At 61.4% G+C, this 20,441-nt stretch carries 13 protein-coding genes and 2 pseudogenes; 5 read left to right on the forward strand and 10 right to left on the reverse strand.

Features of this window, described 5'->3' with window-relative positions:
* Positions 1-16: 16 nt before the first annotated feature.
* A complete protein-coding gene (rep, locus tag FFS60_RS21175) occupies positions 17-2,029 on the reverse strand; it encodes a DNA helicase Rep (protein WP_028626875.1) in 2,013 nt (670 codons plus the stop codon).
* Positions 2,030-2,286: 257 nt separating this feature from the next.
* Here rep and FFS60_RS21180 point away from each other — a divergent pair, with 257 nt between their 5' ends.
* Positions 2,287-3,960, forward strand: a complete 1,674-nt coding sequence (locus FFS60_RS21180; protein WP_171016554.1) for a bifunctional diguanylate cyclase/phosphodiesterase — start codon at positions 2,287-2,289, stop codon at positions 3,958-3,960.
* A gap of 15 nt (positions 3,961-3,975) precedes the next feature.
* Here FFS60_RS21180 and FFS60_RS21185 read toward each other — a convergent pair whose 3' ends face one another.
* Positions 3,976-5,391 carry a NorM family multidrug efflux MATE transporter gene (locus FFS60_RS21185; RefSeq protein ID WP_137823067.1) on the reverse strand — a complete coding sequence of 472 codons (1,416 nt, stop codon included), beginning with the start codon at positions 5,389-5,391 and terminating at the stop codon, positions 3,976-3,978.
* Between the two features lie 138 nt (positions 5,392-5,529).
* Between FFS60_RS21185 and FFS60_RS21190 the strand changes: the two genes are divergently transcribed.
* On the forward strand, positions 5,530-6,447 hold the full coding sequence (locus tag FFS60_RS21190; protein ID WP_137823068.1) for a LysR substrate-binding domain-containing protein: 918 nt from the start codon (positions 5,530-5,532) through the stop codon (positions 6,445-6,447).
* On the opposite strand, the gene FFS60_RS21195 is transcribed toward FFS60_RS21190, so the two are convergent.
* The 4 genes and pseudogenes from FFS60_RS21195 to FFS60_RS28885 form a co-directional block, all read right to left on the reverse strand.
* Positions 6,444-7,244 (reverse strand): TlpA disulfide reductase family protein, encoded by an 801-nt coding sequence (locus tag FFS60_RS21195; RefSeq protein WP_137823069.1) that lies wholly within the window; start codon positions 7,242-7,244, stop codon positions 6,444-6,446. The genes FFS60_RS21190 and FFS60_RS21195 overlap by 4 nt on opposite strands.
* Before the next feature lie 127 nt (positions 7,245-7,371).
* Positions 7,372-9,348: a choline BCCT transporter BetT gene (locus FFS60_RS21200; RefSeq protein WP_028626870.1), complete on the reverse strand. Its 1,977-nt coding sequence runs from the start codon at positions 9,346-9,348 to the stop codon at positions 7,372-7,374.
* A gap of 112 nt (positions 9,349-9,460) precedes the next feature.
* Positions 9,461-10,051: pseudogene (locus tag FFS60_RS21205) on the reverse strand (ATP-binding protein); the annotation flags it as partial.
* 341 nt (positions 10,052-10,392) lie between these two features.
* Positions 10,393-14,340 (reverse strand): hypothetical protein, encoded by a 3,948-nt coding sequence (locus FFS60_RS28885; RefSeq protein ID WP_218570609.1) that lies wholly within the window; start codon positions 14,338-14,340, stop codon positions 10,393-10,395.
* Between the two features lie 45 nt (positions 14,341-14,385).
* Between FFS60_RS28885 and istA the strand changes: the two genes are divergently transcribed.
* From istA to FFS60_RS21230, 3 genes are all read left to right on the forward strand, one after another.
* Positions 14,386-15,885 carry an IS21 family transposase gene (gene istA, locus FFS60_RS21215; protein ID WP_171016555.1) on the forward strand — a complete coding sequence of 500 codons (1,500 nt, stop codon included), beginning with the start codon at positions 14,386-14,388 and terminating at the stop codon, positions 15,883-15,885.
* Positions 15,878-16,678, forward strand: coding sequence for an IS21-like element helper ATPase IstB (gene istB, locus FFS60_RS21220; protein ID WP_137823070.1), 801 nt, complete (start codon positions 15,878-15,880; stop codon positions 16,676-16,678). Before istA ends, istB begins: the two co-directional genes overlap by 8 nt.
* Before the next feature lie 477 nt (positions 16,679-17,155).
* A complete protein-coding gene (locus FFS60_RS21230; protein ID WP_137823071.1) occupies positions 17,156-18,316 on the forward strand; it encodes a hypothetical protein in 1,161 nt (386 codons plus the stop codon).
* A gap of 231 nt (positions 18,317-18,547) precedes the next feature.
* Here FFS60_RS21230 and FFS60_RS21235 read toward each other — a convergent pair whose 3' ends face one another.
* The 4 genes and pseudogenes from FFS60_RS21235 to FFS60_RS21250 all read right to left on the reverse strand — a co-directional run.
* The gene (locus tag FFS60_RS21235) at positions 18,548-18,826 is read right to left on the reverse strand and encodes an excalibur calcium-binding domain-containing protein (RefSeq protein ID WP_137823072.1); all 279 of its coding nucleotides are present in this window, start codon (positions 18,824-18,826) and stop codon (positions 18,548-18,550) included.
* 41 nt (positions 18,827-18,867) lie between these two features.
* Positions 18,868-19,173, reverse strand: a complete 306-nt coding sequence (locus FFS60_RS21240; protein WP_137823073.1) for a HigA family addiction module antitoxin — start codon at positions 19,171-19,173, stop codon at positions 18,868-18,870.
* A gap of 12 nt (positions 19,174-19,185) precedes the next feature.
* Positions 19,186-19,464: a type II toxin-antitoxin system RelE/ParE family toxin gene (locus FFS60_RS21245; protein WP_137823074.1), complete on the reverse strand. Its 279-nt coding sequence runs from the start codon at positions 19,462-19,464 to the stop codon at positions 19,186-19,188.
* Positions 19,465-19,497: 33 nt separating this feature from the next.
* Positions 19,498-20,334: pseudogene (locus FFS60_RS21250) on the reverse strand (tyrosine-type recombinase/integrase); the annotation flags it as partial.
* Between the last annotated feature and the right edge of the window lie 107 nt (positions 20,335-20,441).

Consider the following 20,441-nt stretch of genomic DNA (forward strand, 5'->3'; position numbering starts at 1 on the left):
CGCCGGGGTTCTTTAATTACGGCTTCTTCAGCATGGCACGGATGTCCGCCAGGGCGGTGTTGCCGCGCGCGGCCTTCACCTCCACGGGGGCATCGTCCATGCCTTCCCATTCCAGGTCTTCCTGAGGCAATTCCTCGAGGAAGCGGCTGGGTGAGCAATCGATGATCTCGCCGTACTGCTTGCGCTTGGCGGCAAAGGTCATGGCCAGATTCTGCCGCGCGCGGGTGATGCCCACGTAGGCCAGGCGGCGTTCTTCCTCGATGGTGTCGGCTTCGATGCTGGAGCGGTGGGGGAGGATGTCTTCTTCCACGCCCATGATGAAGACGTAGGGGAATTCCAGGCCCTTGGAAGCGTGCAAGGTCATCATCTGCACACCGTCGGCGCCTTCCTCTTCCTCCTGCTGGCGTTCGAGCATGTCGCGCAGCACCAGCTTGGCGATGGCTTCCTCGATGGTCATGCCGCCTTCTTCATCACGCTCCAGGGTGTTCTTCAGGGCGTCGACGAGGAACCAGACGTTGCCCATGCGGAAGTCAGCGACCTTGTCGCTGGAGGCGTTCTGGCGAATCCAGTTCTCGTAGTCGATATCCATCACCATGCTGCGCAGGGCGGCGATGGGATCGTTCTGCGCACACTGTTGGCGCACCCCGTCGATGAAGCGCTTGAATCGCTGCAGGCGGTCGGTGAAGCGGCTGTCCAGGTGTTCGCTCAGGCCCATTTCGTCGCTTGCCGCGAACATCGAGATGCCGCGCTCGGTGGCGTAGTTGCCAAGCTTCTCCAGGGTGGTGGAGCCGATCTCCCGGCGCGGCACGTTGATCACACGCAGGAAGGCGTTGTCGTCGTCCGGGTTTACCAGCAGGCGGAAGTAGGACATCAGGTCCTTCACTTCCTGGCGCCCGAAGAAGCTGGTGCCCCCGGACAGCCGATACGGGATCTGGTGGTGCTGCAGCTTCAGCTCCATCAGCTTGGCCTGATGGTTGCCCCGGTAGAGGATGGCGAACTCGCTGTAGGGCCGCTGGGTGCGCAGGTGCAGGGTGAGAATCTCCATGGCGATGCGCTCGGCCTCGGCGTCCTCGTTGCGGCAGCGGATCACCCGGATTGGATCGCCCACGCCCATCTCGCTCCACAGTTGCTTCTCGAACACGTGGGGGTTGTTGGCGATGAGGATGTTCGCGCACTTGAGGATGCGGCTGGTGGAGCGATAGTTCTGCTCCAGCATCACCACCTTCAGCGACGGGAAATCTTCCTTCAGCTGCATCAGGTTTTCCGGCCGCGCGCCGCGCCAGGCGTAAATTGACTGGTCGTCGTCACCCACCACGGTGAACTGAGCACGGTGCTGCACCAGCAGCTTCACCAGCAGGTACTGGCTGGCGTTGGTGTCCTGGTATTCGTCCACCAGCATGTAGCGCACGCGGTTCTGCCACTTCTCCAGGATGTCCGGGTTGTCCTGGAACAGTTTCACCGGCAGCAGGATCAGGTCGTCGAAGTCCACCGCGTTGTACGCCTTGAGCGTGCGCTGGTAGTGCATATAGACGACGGCGGCGGTCTGTTCCTTCGGGTTGCGCGCCTTGGCCAGCGCTTCCTCGGGCAGGATCAGGTCGTTCTTCCAGTTGCCGATGTAGCCCTTGATTTCGTCGGCGCCATCATCCCCGGCATATTCCTTCTGCATGATGTCGGTCAGCAGCGCCTTGATATCCGACTCGTCGAAGATCGAGAACCCGGGCTTGAAGCCCAGGCGCGCGTGTTCCTTGCGGATGATGTTGAGGCCGAGGTTGTGGAAGGTGGAAACCGTAAGGCCCTTGCCCTCGCTGCCGCGCAGCAGGGTGCTGACGCGCTCCTTCATCTCGCGCGCCGCCTTGTTGGTGAAGGTCACCGCGACGATGTGCTGCGCGCGGATCCCGCACTGCTGCACCAGGTAGGCGATCTTCCGGGTGATCACGCTGGTCTTGCCGGAGCCTGCACCGGCGAGCACAAGGAGCGGACCACCGACGTAGTTCACGGCTTCCTGCTGCCGGGGGTTGAGTCGGGACATGCTGGGGCTGGATCAAGGCGAATGGCCGCGCATTCTAGCAGGCCGGCCGGGTTGTACCGAAGTACCTCTGGGCAACTGTGATACAAGCGAGATTGCTGGTGGGTTGAGCTTGGAAATTTCCGTGCAGCCAGTACGATGGTGCCATCTTTGTCGGCGAATTGGCGAAGATCACGTAGGGATGCGTGGTAAGAACGACGCCGATAACGGCGCAGTCTGGCGGGAAAGTGCCGCACTATCTGTGACCCCGGGGAGGTCATTTGTCCGCGCTCGTTGAGCCCATGCGCATGCTCCTGCTGGCGGAAACGCCGGCCTGGGCCGAACTTTTTCGCGAAATGCTTTCCGCGATGGGCAGCGCATCCCCCTTGATTACCGCCGCTTCCTGGGACGCTGCCAGCAGTTTGGTGGGCGACCTGGGTTGTGCCCTGGTGCTTTGTACTCCGGCCCGATTGCCCTCGGCCGGGCGTTGCCCACTGCCCATCATCCTGCTGCTGGAAGAAGAACCGAACGAAGCTCCCCAGGGCGTCAGCGACTGGCTGGTGCGCGAACACCTGAGTGCCGACACCCTTCGTCGCACCCTGCGTCATGTCCGCGAGCGACGTAACCTGCAGCACGCGCTGGAACGCCTGGCCGAGCAGGACCCGCTCACCGGCATTGCCAACCGCCAGGGCTTCCAGACCTTGCTGGCCGCGCGGCTGGTGGAGTACGACGGGCGCGGTCTGGCACTCGGTCACCTGGATCTGGACAACTTCCGCCATGCCAACGACGCCCTCGGCTATCAGGCCGGTGACCGTCTGATCCTGCAAGTGGTCGCGCGGCTCAAGGCCCAGCTCCGCGCTGGCGACCAGGTAGCGCGCCTGGGCAGCGATGAATTTGCCCTGCTGCTGGATACCCGTCGCGACCCGGCTCGCGCCGAGCGAGTTGCCGAGCGTATCGCCGAGGCCTTGGCCGAACCCTACCAGGTAGACGGCGAGAGCTTGTTGCTCGGCTGCAGCCTGGGTATCGCCCATTCCCGAGGCAGCGAAGGTGCCGACCCACTGATGTGGCACGCCCACATCGCCATGCAGCAGGCCAAGGCCAGCCAGGGCTGCACCTTCCATGTCTTCGATGAGCGCATCAATCACAGTGCCCGCAGCCGCGCCGACCTGGAAAGCGAGCTGCGTCGGGCGCTGCGCCGGGACGAGCTGGAGCTGCACTACCAGCCACGGCTCTGCCTGAAGACCGGCAACATCCTGGGCCTGGAAGCCCTGGTGCGCTGGCGCCACAGCGAACGCGGCCTGCTCACGCCCAATGAGTTCGTGCCGCTGGCCGAAGAAAGCGGCCTGATCGTACCGCTGGGCTACTGGGTGATCTCCCGTGCCCTGCGCGATATGCAGTGGCTGCGCGGACGCGGTCTGCCGCCGCTGCACATGGCGGTGAACCTGTCGTTCCGCCAGTTCCAGGACAGCCAGCTGCTTTCCACTTTGAGCCGGTTGATCCACGAACGCGGTGTCGATGCCCGCTGGCTGGAATTCGAGCTCACCGAAACCGCCGTGATGCGCCGCAGCGAACAGGTGCGCCAGACCATGGACGCCCTGGGGCGGCTGGGCGTGCGCTTTTCCCTGGACGACTTCGGCACCGGCTTCTCCTCCTTCGTCCACCTCAACAGCCTGCCCATTGCACTGCTGAAGATCGACAAGAGCTTCGTCGGCGGCATGCATGATCGTCCGGAGAATCGCCTGTTGGTGAAGGCCATGATCAACCTGGCGCAGAACCTCAAGCTGGAAGTCGTGGCCGAGGGCGTGGAAAGCGCCGAACAACTGGCATTGCTCCGCCAATTCGGCTGCGACCAGGCCCAGGGCTACTGGATCAGTCGGCCCTTGCCGCTGGCCGAGCTGGCACGCTTTCTGGTGTTCGGTGCGCGCCAGGCGCTGTTTGCCAGCCAGGAGTCCTGACCGCTGTGTGCGAATTCATTCGCGATTGAAGACTCGTAGGGTCACGAGCGGGCGCCGCGGGGCTGTGGATAACCCGTCTGGCCGCAGTAATCGTGCGGTCTTCCACTCGAAGCCCAGGGTCAGCCCCAGCGCAGCACAGGCCAGTCCCAGCGCCAACCCCCACCAGACGCCGGTAGCACCCCAGCCCAGGGGGAATGCCAGTAGCCAGGCTGCCGGCGCGCCCACCAGCCAATAGCAGCCGAGACCGACCAGGAAGGTGGTCTTGGCGTCCTTGAGGCCTCGGATCGCGCCCATGGCGATGGTCTGGATGCCATCGAACAGTTCGAACCAGGCGGCCACTGCCAACAGGCTCACGGCGAGTCGCACGATGTCCTGGTACTCGGCGGCGTGGCGATCGAGGAACAGCCCCACCACCCATTCCGGTGCTACCCAGAACAGCACTGCGAACGCGAGCATGCAGCCGGCGCCGAAGCCGATCCCCAGGCGCCCGGCGCGGCGCGCTTCCTCAAGCCGACCGGCGCCGTAGTGTTGGCCGATGCGGAAGGTCACCGCGTAGGAGATCCCGACCGGCACCATGAAGGCCACGTACACCGACTGGATGGCGATCTGGTGCGCCGCCAGCTGGGTGTTGCCGAGCGCGCCCATGCACAGGGCTGCGAAGGCAAACAGACCGGACTCCACCGCGTAGGTGCCGCCGATGGGCAGGCCCAGGCGCATCAGCTCGGCCAGCGCCTCGCGGGAGGGTCGCAGCAGGCCGCACCCCAGCGCATAGGTGGCGTAGGCCGGGTTGCGCACGATGTGCCAGGCGAGGAGCAGCGCCATGCCGTTCATCACCCCTGCGGTGACCAGGCCGATACCGGCCAGCCCGAGGCGCGGCAGGCCGAACATGCCGTGGATTAGCACGTAATTGAGCAGGAAGTTGGCCAGGGCGCCGCCGATACTGATCGCCATGACCGGGCCGGGCCGGCCGATGGCGCTGGTGAAGCCGCGCAGGGCCATGAAGCCGAGATAGCCGGGCAGGGCGAAAACCAGCGTGGAAAGGAACTGCATGGCGCCCTCCACACTCTCCGGCGCCTGGCCGAAGGCGAGCAGGATGGGCTTGAGGTTCCACAGCAGCAGGCCGGCGGCCAGTGCCATGGCGAAGGCCAGCCAGAGGCCGCTCTGGGTGAGGCGGGTGGCGCCGGCCTTATCGTCGGCGCCATGGCGAATGGCAACCAGATTGCCCACGGCGGCGATGACCCCGACGCAGAAGATCGATACGAAGGAATAGCTGGCCGCGCCCAGGCCGCCACCGGCCAGTGCTTCGGGGCCGAGCAGGCCCATCATCACGGTATCGGTGAAGACCATCAGCACGTGGGCCAACTGGGCCGCGATCAGCGGGCCAGCCAGGCGCAGGATGGCCATGAGTTCGCTGCGAATGCTTTGTGGCATGAGTAAGGCTCACTTTTTCGACGTGCCGGACTGTTCCTGTGGCCGTCTGGGGATTCCGCAATTCTCCGAGCCTTGATCGATCGGCACAAAAGGAAAAAAATGATGCGATCCATGACTTTGACTCATAGGTATAGGCATATGTCGCGTCGCCTGCCGCCGCTTTACGCTCTGCGTGCCTTCGAGGCCGCCGCCCGTCACGCGTCCTTTACCCGCGCCGCCGAGGAGCTGGCCATCACCCAGAGCGCGGTGAGTCGGCACATCCGTACCCTGGAAGATCATTTCGCCTGCCGCCTGTTCGAGCGTCAGGGGCGCTCCCTGCAGCTCACCGAGCCGGCGCGCATGCTGCTGCCCGGACTGCGCGACGGTTTCGATAGCCTGGAGCGGGCCTGCACCACCCTGCGTGTCGACGACGCCACCGTGCGCCTGAAGGCACCGTCCACCCTGACCATGCGCTGGCTGCTGTCGTGCCTCAGCCGCTTCCGCCCTCTCAACGCGGACATCGAGGTGCAGCTCACCAGCGCCTGGATGGATGTGGACAAGGTGGACTTTCAGCACGAGCCCTTCGATTGCGCGGTGTTGCTCAGCGACGGCCATTTCAGCCAGGACTGGGAGGTAACCCTGCTGTTCAGCGAATGGCTGATTCCAGTCTGCGAGCCGTCGCAGGCCACCGAACCCTGGGGCCTGGCGCGTCTGCAGGGAACCGAACTGCTGCACCCGACGCCGGACCGCCGCGACTGGCGCCGCTGGCTCCAGCGCATGGAGCTCGACGACGAGGTCACGCTCAAGGGCGGGCAGGTGTTCGACACCCTGGAGCTGGGCATAGTCGCTGCCGCCCGGGGTTACGGGGTATCCATCGGTGATCTGTTCATGGTGGCCGAGGATGTCGCCCAAGGGCGCATTGGCCTGCCCTGGCCGACAGCCGTGGCTAGCGGAGAAAGTTACTACCTGGTCTGGCCGCGCGCCCGCAGCGGCCAGGATCGTTTGCGCCGGCTGCGTGACTTTCTGCAGGCGGAAGTGGCGGCCATGCAGCTTCCGAAAGTGGAACTGCTGGGTTAGGGCAGTTGGCGTAGCCCGTGCTCGAGACTGGCGCTGGAAAGTTCGCCCATGTGGCTATGGTTCAGCCTTCCGTTGGCGTCGTAGAAGAGGGTGGTGGGCAGGCCGAAGGAGCCAGTGGCCTGGCCCAGGCGATTGCCGCTGTCGAGCACCACTTCCCGAGGCGCCAGGCCCTGTTCGGTGAGATAGCGGGAAACGGCCTCGGCGTGCTCGCCCTGGTTCACCAGCATGAAACGCACGTCGGGGTGCGCCTTCTGTGCGGCAACCAGCACCGGCATCTCGCGACGGCAGGGCGGGCACCAGGTGGCCCAGAGGTTGATCACCAGGGGGCGGCCATCCAGTTCACGTAGTTCCACCGGGTTGCCCTGCAGGTCCATCAGGCTCAGTGCCGGTAGCTGGCGACTGCGCTCCAGGGCTGAAACCAGTGCCTGGCCGCTGCCCCAGAGGCTGCCTCCCACCAGCACGGCAATGGCCAGCGACTGGCGCAGGACCGGTCTGCGCCAGGCGAGTACACCACCGACGAGGGCGGCGGCGAGCAGGCCCGGCCAGAGGAGGAAGCCACCGTCGCGGATATCCACAAGGCTCAGGGGCGCTGCGGCGTACTGCTCGAAGTACTGTCCGACGAAAGCCAGTCGCGCCACCAGCAGGCCGCCGATCAGCATGGCGAACAGCGCACCCTCGGGATTGGTCTTGTGCTTGCGCCCGGCTACCCAGCCGGCCAGCAGCGCTGCGAAGAAACCAAGGTAGAGCAGCGCATACTGCATGGGGATGGCGAGTGGGCCGAGGTTGAGGCTGGTCATGCCGGACTCCGTGAAACGAGGCGGCGAGTATCGCAGCCTGGCGTCGGTGGGGCTGCGTCAGGCTGTGGATAAATGTTTCCGCTGGCCCCTAGGGGCGAATGAGTCCGCCCCTACAGTGGACATGGCCTCAGCGGACGACATGCAGGAAGTGCAGGTGCTTTTCGTACTGGTCGAGCAGGTCGCCGATCACTTCGTCACGGCTCCAGCCCATCACGTCGTAGTCCTGCCCGCCTTCACGCAGGTACACCTCGGCGCGGAAGTACTTGCGTGAGTCGACGCTCTCCTCGCCATTGTCACGCGCAACGAAACGCGGCAGAGGCAGGGCGCGGGGGCGCACCTCGTAGCTGAAGTCCACCTCGGTGCCGTGGCCGACGTTCAGTTTGCAGCGCCCGTCCTCGCCATTCTGCACCTCGACCCCATAGCCCTGCTTGCGCAGCTCCTCGGCCACTTCGAGGCATGCCGGGCGCACCACTTCGTCGATGAAACGGGTGACATGGCTGCGGCGCGGGAACATCAGGATGTTGCGCAGGCGTCGTTGCCAGCCACCCTGCTGGCGCTGGGCCGGGCGGGAGAGATTGAGTGCCTGGTAGCGGATTCCGCGCTTGGTGGCGTCCAGGCGCAGGGCCTTGAGCAAGCCCCAGGTAGCCGCCAGCAGCACCACGGCGAAGGGCAGGGCGCTGGCGATGGTCGCGGTCTGCAGGGCCTTGAGGCCGTCGGCCACCAGCAGTGCCATGGCCACCACGCCTATCAGGATCGACCAGAACAGGCGCTGCCAGAGCGGCGTTACCTCGCGGCCGCCGGAGGCCAGCATGTCGACCACCAGGGCGCCGGAGTCGGCGGAGGTGACAAAGAACACCACCACCATGAGTACCGCAACCATGGACAACAGCGACGCGAAGGGGAACTGCTCGAGGAAGGCGAAGAGCGCCAGCGAGCTGTCCTGGGCCACGGTGTCCAGCAGGCTGTGGACGCCGTCTTGCAGCACCATGTGAATGGCGGTGTCGCCGAACACCGTCATCCACAGTAGCGTGAAGCCGGCTGGAACGAACAGTACGCCGGAGACGAACTGGCGGATGGTGCGTCCGCGGGAGATGCGCGCGATGAACAGCCCGACGAAGGGCGACCAGGACAGCCACCAACCCCAGTAGAGCAAGGTCCAGCCGCCGATCCAGTCGCTGGATTCATAGGCGTACAGGTTGAAGGTCTTGCTGACGATCTCCGACAGGTAGCCGCCGGTGTTCTGTACGAAGGTCTTCAGCAGGAACACGGTAGGCCCCAGCACCAGCACCACGGCCAGCAGGATCACGGCCAGCACCAGGTTGAGCTCGGAGAGGATCTTGATCCCCCGGTTCAGTCCACTGGCTACCGACAGGGTGGCCAGGGCGCAGGTGCCAGCGATCAACCCCAGCTGTACCGGCACGCTGACCGGCAGGCCAAACAGGTGGTTGAGGCCGCTGTTGATCTGCAGTACGCCATAGCCGAGGGAGGTGGCCACGCCGAACACGGTGCCGAGGATGGCAAAGATATCCACAGCGTGGCCGATGGGGCCGTATATGCGGTCGCCGATCAATGGGTAGAGCGCCGAACGCAGGGTCAGCGGCAGATCGTGGCGGAAGCAGAAGAACGCCAGGATCAGCGCGACGATGGCGTAGATCGCCCAAGCGTGCAGGCCCCAGTGAAAGAAGGTCAGCTTCATCGCCTCTTTGGCGGCGGCGACGGTGTTGGCATCGCCCACTGGCGGGTTGGCGTAATGCATCAGCGGTTCGGCAACGCCGAAGAACATCAGGCCGATGCCCATGCCCGCGGAGAACAGCATGGCGAACCAGGAGCTGTTGCGGTACTCGGGGCGGCTGTGGTCAGGGCCGAGCTTGATGTCGCCAAAGCGACTTACCGCGAGGAAGACCACGGTGATGAGGATCAGCGCCACGGTCAGGACGTAGAACCAGCTGGCATTGACGACGATCCAGTCCTGGATGTGGCCAAACAGCGTCTGGGCCTGTTCGCGGGCCAGGGTGCTGTAGAGCACCAGGGCAATGATGAGGAAGGCGGAGCCGAAAAAAACCGGCGGATTGAGGGTGGATTGCGAAGACGAACGTGCCTCCATTGAGCTAGCTCTCCTTTTAATCGGATGGCCGCCAAGGGCGGAAGGCGCAGTATTCTAGCAAATATGATAGATAAAGTCTCTTATCGGTATTTGATCAATAGCTTTCATTGCTTCAGGTCAGTGCCTCGGGCCTGTATTGCAGGGCCTCTCCGAGATGATGGCGGGCGATCTTCCCGGCCTGTTCCAGGTCGGCCAGGGTTCGCGCCACCTTGAGGATGCGGTGGGCGGCGCGCAGGGACAGGTTCAGGCGCTCGCAGGCGTCTTCAAGCCAGGCGCGGTCGGAGGCGTCCAGGGCGCAGTGCCGACGCAGGCCCTGCAGGTCGAGGAACGCGTTGGCGCAGCCCTGCCGCTGAAGCTGAAGGCGCCGTGCCCGAGCCACTTCGGACGCGGCTTGCGCACTGCCCGGGCCTACGCTGGCCGGTGGCTCCAGGCTGGTGGATTCGCGGGCGACGGTCAGGTGCAGATCGATTCGGTCGAGCAGGGGGCCGGACAGCTTGGCGCGGTAGCGCTGAATCTGTTCTGGGGTGCAGCGGCAGCGGCCACCGGGGTCACCCAGATATCCACAGGGGCATGGGTTCATCGCCGCCACCAGTTGGAAGCGCGCCGGGAAGCGCACCTTGTCATGGGCGCGGGCGATGACGATTTCGCCACTTTCCAGCGGCTCACGCAGAACTTCCAGCACCTTCCGGTCGAACTCTGGCATTTAGCTTTTTGTAATGAGTTGTCAGAAATTTACAGGGTTAACGGAGCGGATCAGAAACGCCTGCTGCTGGGCGATTCAGGGGCCTGCGATTTGCTAGCGGTCCTGCACTACCTCATCTCGACGGAGGTTGGTGAGACGGCCAATGACTATCCCGTGAATCGCCCCTAGTTTTGTAGACGCCTGCAAGCTTCAAATGAGGGGCTACTAAGCCCTGCGTAACCGTCCGCTTTTGGCCGATGCTGCCTTTCATGACAGGCAACTAACGGCCAATTGCAGGCACTGAGTTTTGGGGGGTGAACGAACTTTCGTCACGCCGACCACGTGACGCCTGTTCTCGACCGCTATCGCAGTTGCCTAATGCGCTCTTGGAGAGCTAAGGCGGTTGGGATGCTCTTGGCTGCAAGGGCGGCGGCTATCTCGACGAGCGCCTGCCGCGCCTGAGCATCCTGGGTCAGGGCTTGCGCGTCGGAACTCAACGCCGCCGCCACCAGCTCCACCAACGCGTCGCCAGTGCCCTCGCGGTACCAACGACTGGAAGGCTCGCGTTGCATGGCAGCGAGCCAGCGAAGTCCGTCAAGGCGAAGTGGGGCTCCGAAGTTCGTCGTCAGAAAGTAGCAGAAACGGGTGACGCATTCTTCGTCGTGAGCAAGGTGCGTGGCGGCCCAGCGCTCGTAGACATCCTTCATCCGCAGAGCCGAATCCGGGTTCAGCCGAGACAGCGCGTCCTCGTTGCCGAAGCCGAGCAGGTCGCAAATCAAACGCTCACCGCGGAGCCAGTGGCCAGATTGAGACCAATCGGCGGCGAGGCCGTACTCCGCGGTGGCCCGCCAGACGCGCTCGATTGCCATCGGGTCGTCACCTTTTCCCGCGCGCAGAAACAAGCCGCGAATGAAGTGCTGCAGCGCGTGGTGAGCAGCCGGGCCATGGGAGAGAACAGGTTCCCAAACCGCACGCGCCGCCCCTTCGGGCGCCGCGATCGACAGAGCACCGAGCTTCAGGAGAATGTCGTAGCCGAGGTTCTGGCTCGGCAAACCGTACTCGCCGTGCTCTTTCTTTTCGCGCGCCTTGGCGCGCGTGGCGTCGTAGTCCCAGATACGCAGCGCCAAGCGCGTGTCGAGGTCGCGGTCGCCAGTACCGTCGCCTTCGATGAGCCAGTTGAACAAAACTGCGAGGAAGTGACCGTCCAGCGAGCCGTCCCGTTCGCGCTTCGGCTTTCCGCGCCAAGTCTGCTCGCCGGCAATGTAGAGCCGCATCCGGCGCTGGAAGTCCAAACGATTTCGGCTCGCGACGACACGCTTGAAGTCGAGGTCATCTGGCGTCGCGTTCGGACCACGGAGCGGAAAGCGCCTCAGCCGCGCAAGCCACACCTTCCAGGCGCGCTCCGAGTGGTCGCTATCTCCGTGGTGCGGAGCGAGCAGGCTAAGGCCAGACCAGAGCAGTCCAGCGTAGAGCAGCCGCCACCACGCGCTGCCAAGCTGCTCTCGATTGGCGTAGGCGACGCCAACCACAACGGCGGCCGCTCGTGTATCGCCACTCGTCAGAAGACGCAGGACGGCGGTCTCCCATTCCTGAACACCATCCCCATCGGCGAGCAACAAGTGCATGACCGCGTAGGCGACGAACTTCAATTCGTCACGCAGGCTCCCAATGCCCATCTTGCGAATCTCTTCTGCTGTCGACGCGACCGCTGCCACACCGGCACGGACCGCTTCAAGCGCGCGCTTCTGCGCTTGGGGGTTCTGGACGAGCCAAGCGCCTCCCAATGTGACGAGCGTACCAGCCGCGGCGAAACGGCATTTCGATGTCGTGCCCTCATCTTCCCCTTCCGCTCCGGCCTCACACTCTTGGAGCAAATTGGAGAGGTACGTGGCCTCATCGTCGGCGAGTGGTTGACCACGCTGAAGTCTCTGCTCGCATTGGCCCGGCACAAGAAGATATGCGAGGGGGTGCGCATTATCGTCCTGCCACGACTGCACCTCGCGGCTCAGTTCGTCAGGACAGACAAAGCCCTTGGTTTCCGCGCCCGTCCCCGGATCGGTGAAGGTCTGATAGTTGGCCTGGTCAAGCGCGGCGAAGAACAGCTTGAATTCCAACCTCTCCTTCGGGTCTTCCGGCAACGTCCAGCTCGGGAGCAGTGCTTGAAGTCGCCGCGCAACAACGTCGTCCACCAACAGGAGCTTCACAACGACTTCGAGGAACTTCTGCTGGCGATGGGGTGCCAGGGTCCAATCGCGCGCGAAGTTGAACATCGCCTCGCCGCCCCGGAGCCAGCTCCATCCAATGAAGTTGTAGGCGATCTGCTCCACACGAGCGCTGTCCCAATAGAAAAGGTTCGGGAACGTAAGCAGGGCCGCGAGGGGCCCAGTCAGCAGCGATGGCCGATACTTGGCGACGTTGACGAGCAGGCTGACGAGCGACGCGGAGTTCCCCTCCTGGAGTATCCTCTCGATATCAGCGGTGATGTCCTCACCCGCGTCGAGCCGCAGCGTCAACCAACGCTCCAATGCATCGAGAGCACAGAACAGGTTTCCGTTGCGTAAGTCATTGGACTGCGGCCAGTCGAATACCTGCCACCAGCCAGGGAAGGTTTTCTTCGACCCGTCCGCAAATTGCAGTGTCACCCCGGGAGCCTCGCCGCTTCGACCGTTTATGACTTCGGCGACCCAGCGCTCCGTGCAGAAATTCACCAGCGCGATGAGCGAGGTGAGCGCCGTTTCCGGGGCCAGCTGGAAGAAGGGAAAGAACGGGCTCTTCCAGAAGGCAGTCGGGTACGCGTCCTGGGCGTATTCGAGACCAAGGTCCATTTCTACCCGCGTGCTTCCGTATTCCTTTTCCGGCTGGTCATCAATGATGAGCGCGAGCAGGACTTCGGCCGCCAGCTCAGGCTGCGCACGCATCAGAGATTGGATCCCGTTCTCCTTGATGCAAGCGCTCCGGAAATCCATGTCGACCCTGTCGCTGGCCCCTAGTGGCCAAGGCGGCAACTGTTCGCGGAACGACCCGAGGGAGGGCGGTATTCGCTTCCGCTCTTCGTTCCGTGCCTTGTACAAGGCATCGGTCTTCAGGCGTTCGGCGTGCGCCTTCGCACTCTGTAACCGAACCGCGGCGATGCGGCTTCTGACGTCAGCGTCGACCTCTCGGCGTCCCGCGAGTTCGAGCGCCCAGTTCCCGACTTCCGTAGGTAGGTCGGCCGCGCCAGCCAGCGGTGCGGTGTACAGCAGCGGCTTATGCGTCAGGTACATCACGCCGTGCCCCTTTTCGACCTGCACGGTACGAGCCATCGCAAGCGCCATCTCCGCCATTTCCAGGCGGAAAGGCACCGGATTGCCACTGCTCAGCATGTGCGGGGTTTTCGTCAGCCAGGTCTCGATGACCTTTGCGAGAGCGGATGAAACCAACCCAGCCAATCGCTCCCGCTGGGCGATAAGGAAGCGGAGAACGGGCGGCCAACGGCCGACGACAATCGAGCGGTACTGCGCTTCCATGTACAAACCGACCGCCGCGCTCAGTCCCATTCCGCCGCCGGTCGGCACCGTGGCGATGTGGTGGAAGCGCAGAAGCAACCGCGTGAAGTGTTTCGCGTGGTTATCGAGCAGGAGGTCGACGCGTTCGGTCAGGAAGCGTTCGGCGTCGGGGTCCAAGTAGAGCGCATCAAGGAGGAAATCGCCCGCCAACTCGTTCTTCGCGGCCTCCGCGGCTCCGAAGGCGACGTCCCAGGCCGTGCCAGTCTCGACCGCCTGTCGTAGCAGGAACTGGCCCAGCATCCGGAGCGAGTTCGCCCAGAGCGGATTGCCCGCCAGGGCAGCCCACTTCGGCGTGTCTGTCCAAATCTGTTTCAGAAACTGGAAACGCGCCCAATCCGCCGCGAGGTCGTGCTCGAACTCGATGCGGTTGGTCCGCTCGTTTAGGCGCAACGGAAGCTCCTCGGGCCGTCGCGTGAACGTCGCCGTGTCCGCCGGCTCCAAGCTGGTCAGCGCGAAGCTGCGCTCAAACGATGCTTCTCGCTCGGCGAGGCGCATCATCAGCGCCTGCACGTCAGCGCGGTCCTTCGTCCAGTACTTCCAGAGGCGGTCGGCGACAGCGCTGTGAGACACCAGTCCACCGGCGTTCGACCCCAACGCCGCGCCCGCCCTAATGACCCACGCCAGTGTCCGTAGGTTCGTCAGCGCCGCGGTGGTGTCGTCATGCGCGACCAACCAGCTCAGTGTGGGGGACGGCTGTTGCCGCTGACCGAAAACTGACCCAGTAAAGCCCGTTGTGCTGACTGAAAACTGACCCAGGTGTTCCACTGCCCCTGCTCAATTTTTGAGCAGGAGAACACAGGGGTGATCAGCATGGAAATGATGGGCAAAATTCGGCGGATGTACTTTCGCGACAAGCTGTCTTTGCATGAGATAGCCAAGCGTACCGGGCTGTCGCGTAACACCATCCGCAAATGGGTCAGAGCACCCGAGTCAACGCAGCCGGTCTACCAGCGGCGGGCCGTGTTCAACAAGCTCAGTCCCTTTCACGAGACGTTGGAGCGGGCACTCCGGGCCGATGCCTTCAGGGCGAAGCAGAATCGCCGGAGTGCCAAGGCGTTGCTGTCGATGATCCGGGCTGAAGGGTATGACGGCGGCTATAGCCAGCTCACCGCCTTCATCCGTCACTGGCGGGGTGAACAAGGCAAGGCGGTACGCGCCTTTGTGCCGTTGGCGTTCGCGCTGGGTGAGGCCTTTCAGTTTGATTGGAGCGAGGAAGGGATGCTGATTGGCGGCATCTTCCGACGCCTCCAGGTCTCGCACCTGAAGCTGTGTGCCAGCCGTGCCTTCTGGTTGGTGGCCTATCCCAGTCAGGGCCATGAAATGCTGTTCGATGCCCATACCCGTTCCTTCGCGGCACTGGGCGGGGTACCCCGGCGCGGCATCTACGACAACATGAAGACGGCGGTCGACAAGGTCAGCAAGGGCAAGGGCCGGACGGTCAATGCCCGTTTCACGGTGATGTGTTCGCACTACCTGTTCGACCCCGACTTCTGCAACGTCGCGTCCGGCTGGGAAAAAGGCATCGTCGAAAAGAACGTGCAGGATAGCCGGCGGCGCATCTGGTTGGACGCCCGCGCCTGCACCTTTCACAGCCTCGAAGAGCTGAATGCCTGGCTCGCTCAGCGCTGTCGAGCCTTGTGGGGCGAGCTGGCACACCCGCAGTACAACGGGCTGACGGTGGCGGAAGTCCTGGAGTTGGAGCGGGCGGAAATGATGCCGATGCCCACCGCGTTCGATGGCTACGTCGAACGGACGGTGCGCGTCTCCAGCACCGGCCTGATCAGCGTGGCCCGCAACCGCTATTCAGTGCCCTGTGAGCGCGTCGGCCAGTGGGTCAGTAGCCGGCTCTATCCCTCGCGGATCGTGGTGATGGCCGATGACGGCATGATTGCCAGCCACGCGCGCCTGTTTGATCGAGACCAGGTCAGCTATGACTGGCAACACTACCTCCCGCTGATCGAGCGCAAGCCGGGTGCCTTGCGCAACGGCGCCCCGTTTGCTGACTTACCCAAGCCGTTGCGCCTGCTCAGGCAGGGGCTGAGGCGACACGCCCAGGGTGATCGGATCATGACCCAGGTGCTGGCCGCCGTGCCCATTGCCGGCCTGGATGCCGTGCTGGTCGCGGTGGAACTGGTACTGGAATCCGGCAGCCTGAGTGCCGATCACATCCTGAACGTCGTGGCCCGTTTGACCTCGACCGAAGCTCCACCCTCGGTCGAGACCAAGCTGCACCTCAAGGTCGCACCGGTCGCCAATACGGCGCGCTATGACCGGCTGCGCAGCGCCGATGAGGAGGTGCGCAATGCGTGATCTGACCGACGAACTCAAAGGGCTGCGTTTGCACGGCATGGCCAACGCCTGGGCCGAGCTGGCCGCTCAGGGCGAATCCACCACGGCGTCATCCAAATGGTTGCTCGAACATCTGCTTGAACAGGAGCATGCCGATCGCGCCGTGCGCTCGGTGAGCCACCAGATGAACATGGCCAAGCTCCCCATGCACCGCGACCTGGCGGGCTTCGACTTCAGTGTCTCCAGTGCCGACGCCAGGCTGGTCAAGGAACTGTCCAGTTTGACGTTTACGGATACCGCGCAGAACGTGGTGTTCATCGGTGGCCCGGGGACGGGGAAAACGCACCTGGCGACGGCCCTGGCCGTGTCCGGCATCACGCAGCACAACAAGCGGGTGCGCTTCTACTCCACGGTCGACCTGGTCAACCTGCTGGAGCGCGAAAAGCACGAGGGCAAGACGGGACGCATCACCCGCGGGCTGCTGCGAGCGGATTTGGTGATCCTCGATGAGCTGGGGTATTTGCCCTTCAGCCAAAGCGGTGGCGCGCTGCTGTTTCACCTGCTCTCCAAGCTGTACGAGCACACCAGCGTGATCATCACCACCAACCTCAGCTTCGCCGAATGGTCGAGTGTGTTTGGTGATGCCAAGATGACCACGGCGCTGTTGGATCGGCTGACGCACCACTGCCACATCGTCGAAACCGGCAACGAATCCTACCGCCTGCAAAACAGCAGTCTGGCTGCCCAGACCAAGATCCAGGCACGGGAGCGCAAACGGCAGCATGGGGAAGAAGCGGAGGACGACCCGTTCTGATCTCGCCGGGCTGACCCCGCCACAGGATTGGAAGGTGGGGTCAGCTTCGTTTGCAGGTTTGTCGACTGCTAGGCTTATCCACAATTGCCGAGGTGAAAATCGGCAAGCCGCCCTGGGTCATTTTTCAATCGGCAGGGTGGGTCAATTTTCAATCAGCGCCGACAGGGGGAAGAATCTTGTGCAAATACTAGGCATAAGTGGCTGTCAAGTCTAGGTTTTTTCAACAAAACAGCACCCAAAAAACTGATTACTTCAAAGCTTTCCAAAAGCACTCATTGTGTGAGCGAGACGAGTTCGGCCAATCCAGGAATCTCTGGCAAAAACGACAATTACCCTCAAGGTCCGAGTTGAAAATATCCAGAGCAAATGCGCGTCACTGTCCAGCCCAGAAGAACTACAAAAATTCAGATTCTTAGCTAAGCTAAAAATCTCGACTCAGAAACCTCTCTTTTCAAATATAACTATCCGGAGGTTGTTATGCTTGAAATAGAAGCAGAATCCCTCTTCAAAAAATACTCCCTAACCGAAACATCTCTTTACGCCATATCAACACAAAGCAATTCAAGCTCTGATTTTCCGTGGGACGAAATTCTATACAGCGTAGCCGATAGTATTGCCGCATCACTCGGGGGCGGTATAGGAGCAATAATAGTAGAAGCTGTAAGAAGCTCAGAAAAAGATTGGAGAGAATCCGTCTCCAAACAACTAGAAATGGTAAATCAAAAACTAGATCAAATCTTAAATGAAATCAGAGCCTTGCAAGAATTTATCGCCGAGAACGAACGAGCGTCTACTCGGCAAATGCTCCACGCCCAAATTACAACACACATAAATGGCGTGACAGACATTCTAGAGAACATAAAAAAACATAAGAAATTCAGCGACGACCTAAGGGAGCAACTGCACAAATCTGTATTTTCTTTAGCAACGTCGGTTGACACCCTCATAGAATACAAAGGCATAAGATCAGAGACGCCGTTCGCCCTTCCTCTATATGCATCCATACAATCAGGCCTAATTATTTTAGCACTCGGATACAGAATACTTGAGCTAAGCCTATTTGAGGAAAAAACTCCACGAGTCATTGAAAAATTTGAACAATGGCGAGCTTACTTAGAGGACCACATAAAGCCAAAGATAGCCGAGGCATACACAGAAACAGAACACCTAAATAATTATCCAAAATTTGGCTATCTTGCAGTCGCGAACACCGATAATAACCTTAGCTACCATCCAGCCTATAAAGATAAAACTTATCTAGTATTTGCAAAAATTACAGGAAGCTCCAATGAGCAATTCCGCCTATTGGAATTAGGAAAGGGGCCGGTCATTGGAAACTATGACACCTCGCTTGAAGGCATTCAAGAAGTTATAGAACAACATATAGTGCCAAACCACTTTCCATCGCCGTATTATTTCATGGTTCTTAGCCCTAAAAACGAAAGCCGACACACACTTGCAATTTTAATGGGGAAGATGATCTCAGAGTTAAACGATAGACGAGACAAGCTTGTTCTCAAATTATCCTACATCGAAGAAGTCCAGAACCTCATAAAGAGCTTAGATTCCGGAGAAAAACTAATAAATCGCTTAGGAGATCACCACCAGATATCACAAATTTCCGACGTGACTACATGAAGCAATTTTGTTGGAAAACTGTGGTTTTACGTGGCTGGTGAGTGTCTGACATGCCCGGTTTATGGGCCTTTGTGGGCCAGCAGGTTGCTGCTCGGGTGATTCATAATGCTGATGTCCCAGGTTCAAGTCCCGGTGTAGCCACCATACAAATCAAAGGGTTAGCGCAAGCTAGCCCTTTGTGCTTTCTGGGGTAGTGACTACAAAGTGACTACACCCTGTCTACGCCCCCTTTCAGTTGCACCATTGCTGCTCACAGGGGACGCCATCATTGTTCCCGTCCATCTTCACTCCAGGGCAGTGCTGCAGGAAGTAAGTCGCCTCTTCGCACGAGCTCATCTGCGAGCAGTAAGTCCGCCCATCACACGAATACGAACGAGCAAGGCTGGGCGAAGCAGGCTGAGCGGTGAAGCTATTACTGTCGTAGCTTGTGATCGTCTGGCGATCCTGGTGTTTGAAATGGAACTGCCACGCAGCGAAACCGACAGCAAGGATGAGGATGAGCTTCTTCATACAGGGCTTTGAACTTCCGTGTGGTATGTGAACTGACTGGCCTATCCGACCGCTCGCAGCGGCTCTATCTCATGCTCGATCTCTTCGCCAGCCTCTGCGTACGTAGTCGCCAGCGCGTACTCAGTCTGCAGGTTCATCCAGAACTGGGCGGAGGTATCGAAGTAGCGGCCCAGTCGCAGAGCCATGTCAGCAGTGATCCCGCGACGTTCACGGACAATGTCGTTCACGGTCGGCGCGGATACATGTAGCGCACGAGCAAGCGCTGCCGGAGCGATGCCAAGTGGCTCCAGGTACTCCTCTCGCAGAATTTCTCCAGGATGAATGGGCCGCATGCCATTGATTGCCATGGTGCCTCCTCCTCAGTGGTAATCGACTATCTCAACGTTGGCAGGGCCTGCCTCGGTCCATTCGAAGCAAATCCGCCATTGATCGTTGATCCTGATGCTGTATTGCCCAGCCCTGTTGCCAGCCAACTGCTCCAACCGATTGCCGGGCGGGGACTGCAAGTCTCGAAGCTCAGTGGCCGCGTTGAGCATCACCAGCTTTCGAGTAGCGACGTTCAGGATGTTTCGCCAGCGCCGCGAATCACCCGTTTCGAACAGAGCTCGAGTTTCCTGACATTGAAAGCTCAGAATCACGCCTTAATCCTTAACGTTAAGCGTTAAACCATGTTAACCCACGCTTCCGCATGGTGCCACCACCGAATGATCACTCTGCGCGAGAGGCGACAACCTCAAGGCCGACTCAAGATGATCGGGAGACAGGTGCGCGTAGCGCATAGTCATCGTGATCGACGAGTGCCCCAGGATCCGCTGCAGGCTGAGGATGTCCCCGCCGCCCATCATGTAGTGGCTGGCAAAGGTGTGCCGCAGGATATGGGTCATCTGCCCCGGTGTGTGGAAGCCACAGCGTTGGTACGCACTCCGAAACGCAGCCCTGCAGGACATGAACAGCCTGCCATTACCGGGCATCCCGATCTTGAGCGCTATCGCCTCCACTTCTGCCGGGATCGGCACTGACCTTGACTGTCGGTTCTTGGTCCGGTGGAAGTGTGCCTTGCCGCCGAAGATGGCCGTGCGCTGCAGCGACTCCGCTTCATCCCAACGAGCCCCGGTTGCCAAGCAGATCAGCGCCACCGGGTAGGTGTGGTTGTTCGTGGACTTGCGGCACTCCTCGAGGAGTTGTTCGATCTGCGCCAAGGTCAGGAATGTGAGCTCTACCTGATCGGTCTTGATCTGGCGGACCTTGGCGAGAGGGTTGTTTCCCACCCATGCCCCCAGGCGGGTCAGCTCTGAGAAAACAGCAGAGAGGTAACGCTGCTCATGGTTGACCGTGTGCGGCGACACATCCCTAAGACGTGATTGGCGGTAACGGGCCCAGGCGAGCGTATCGAAGTCAGACACGCATGGGTTATGCAGTCGCTCGACTACCGCCATGGTGCGAGCAAGTCGGTATTTGTGGTCTTTGAGTGAGCACCCATGCAGGTCGTACCAGAGCTCTACTGAATCGCCCCGGGTTCTGTGGAGGCCGTTTCGTTTAAGTCAGGCCGCCATGGCCTGACCTGCTTGTTGCTGGTGGAAGTTTGCCTCAGCCTCCGCGGGCGGGATATATCCGA

The organism is Pseudomonas sp. D(2018), from assembly GCF_005502555.1.
Taxonomy (GTDB): Bacteria; Pseudomonadota; Gammaproteobacteria; order Pseudomonadales; family Pseudomonadaceae; genus Metapseudomonas; species Metapseudomonas resinovorans.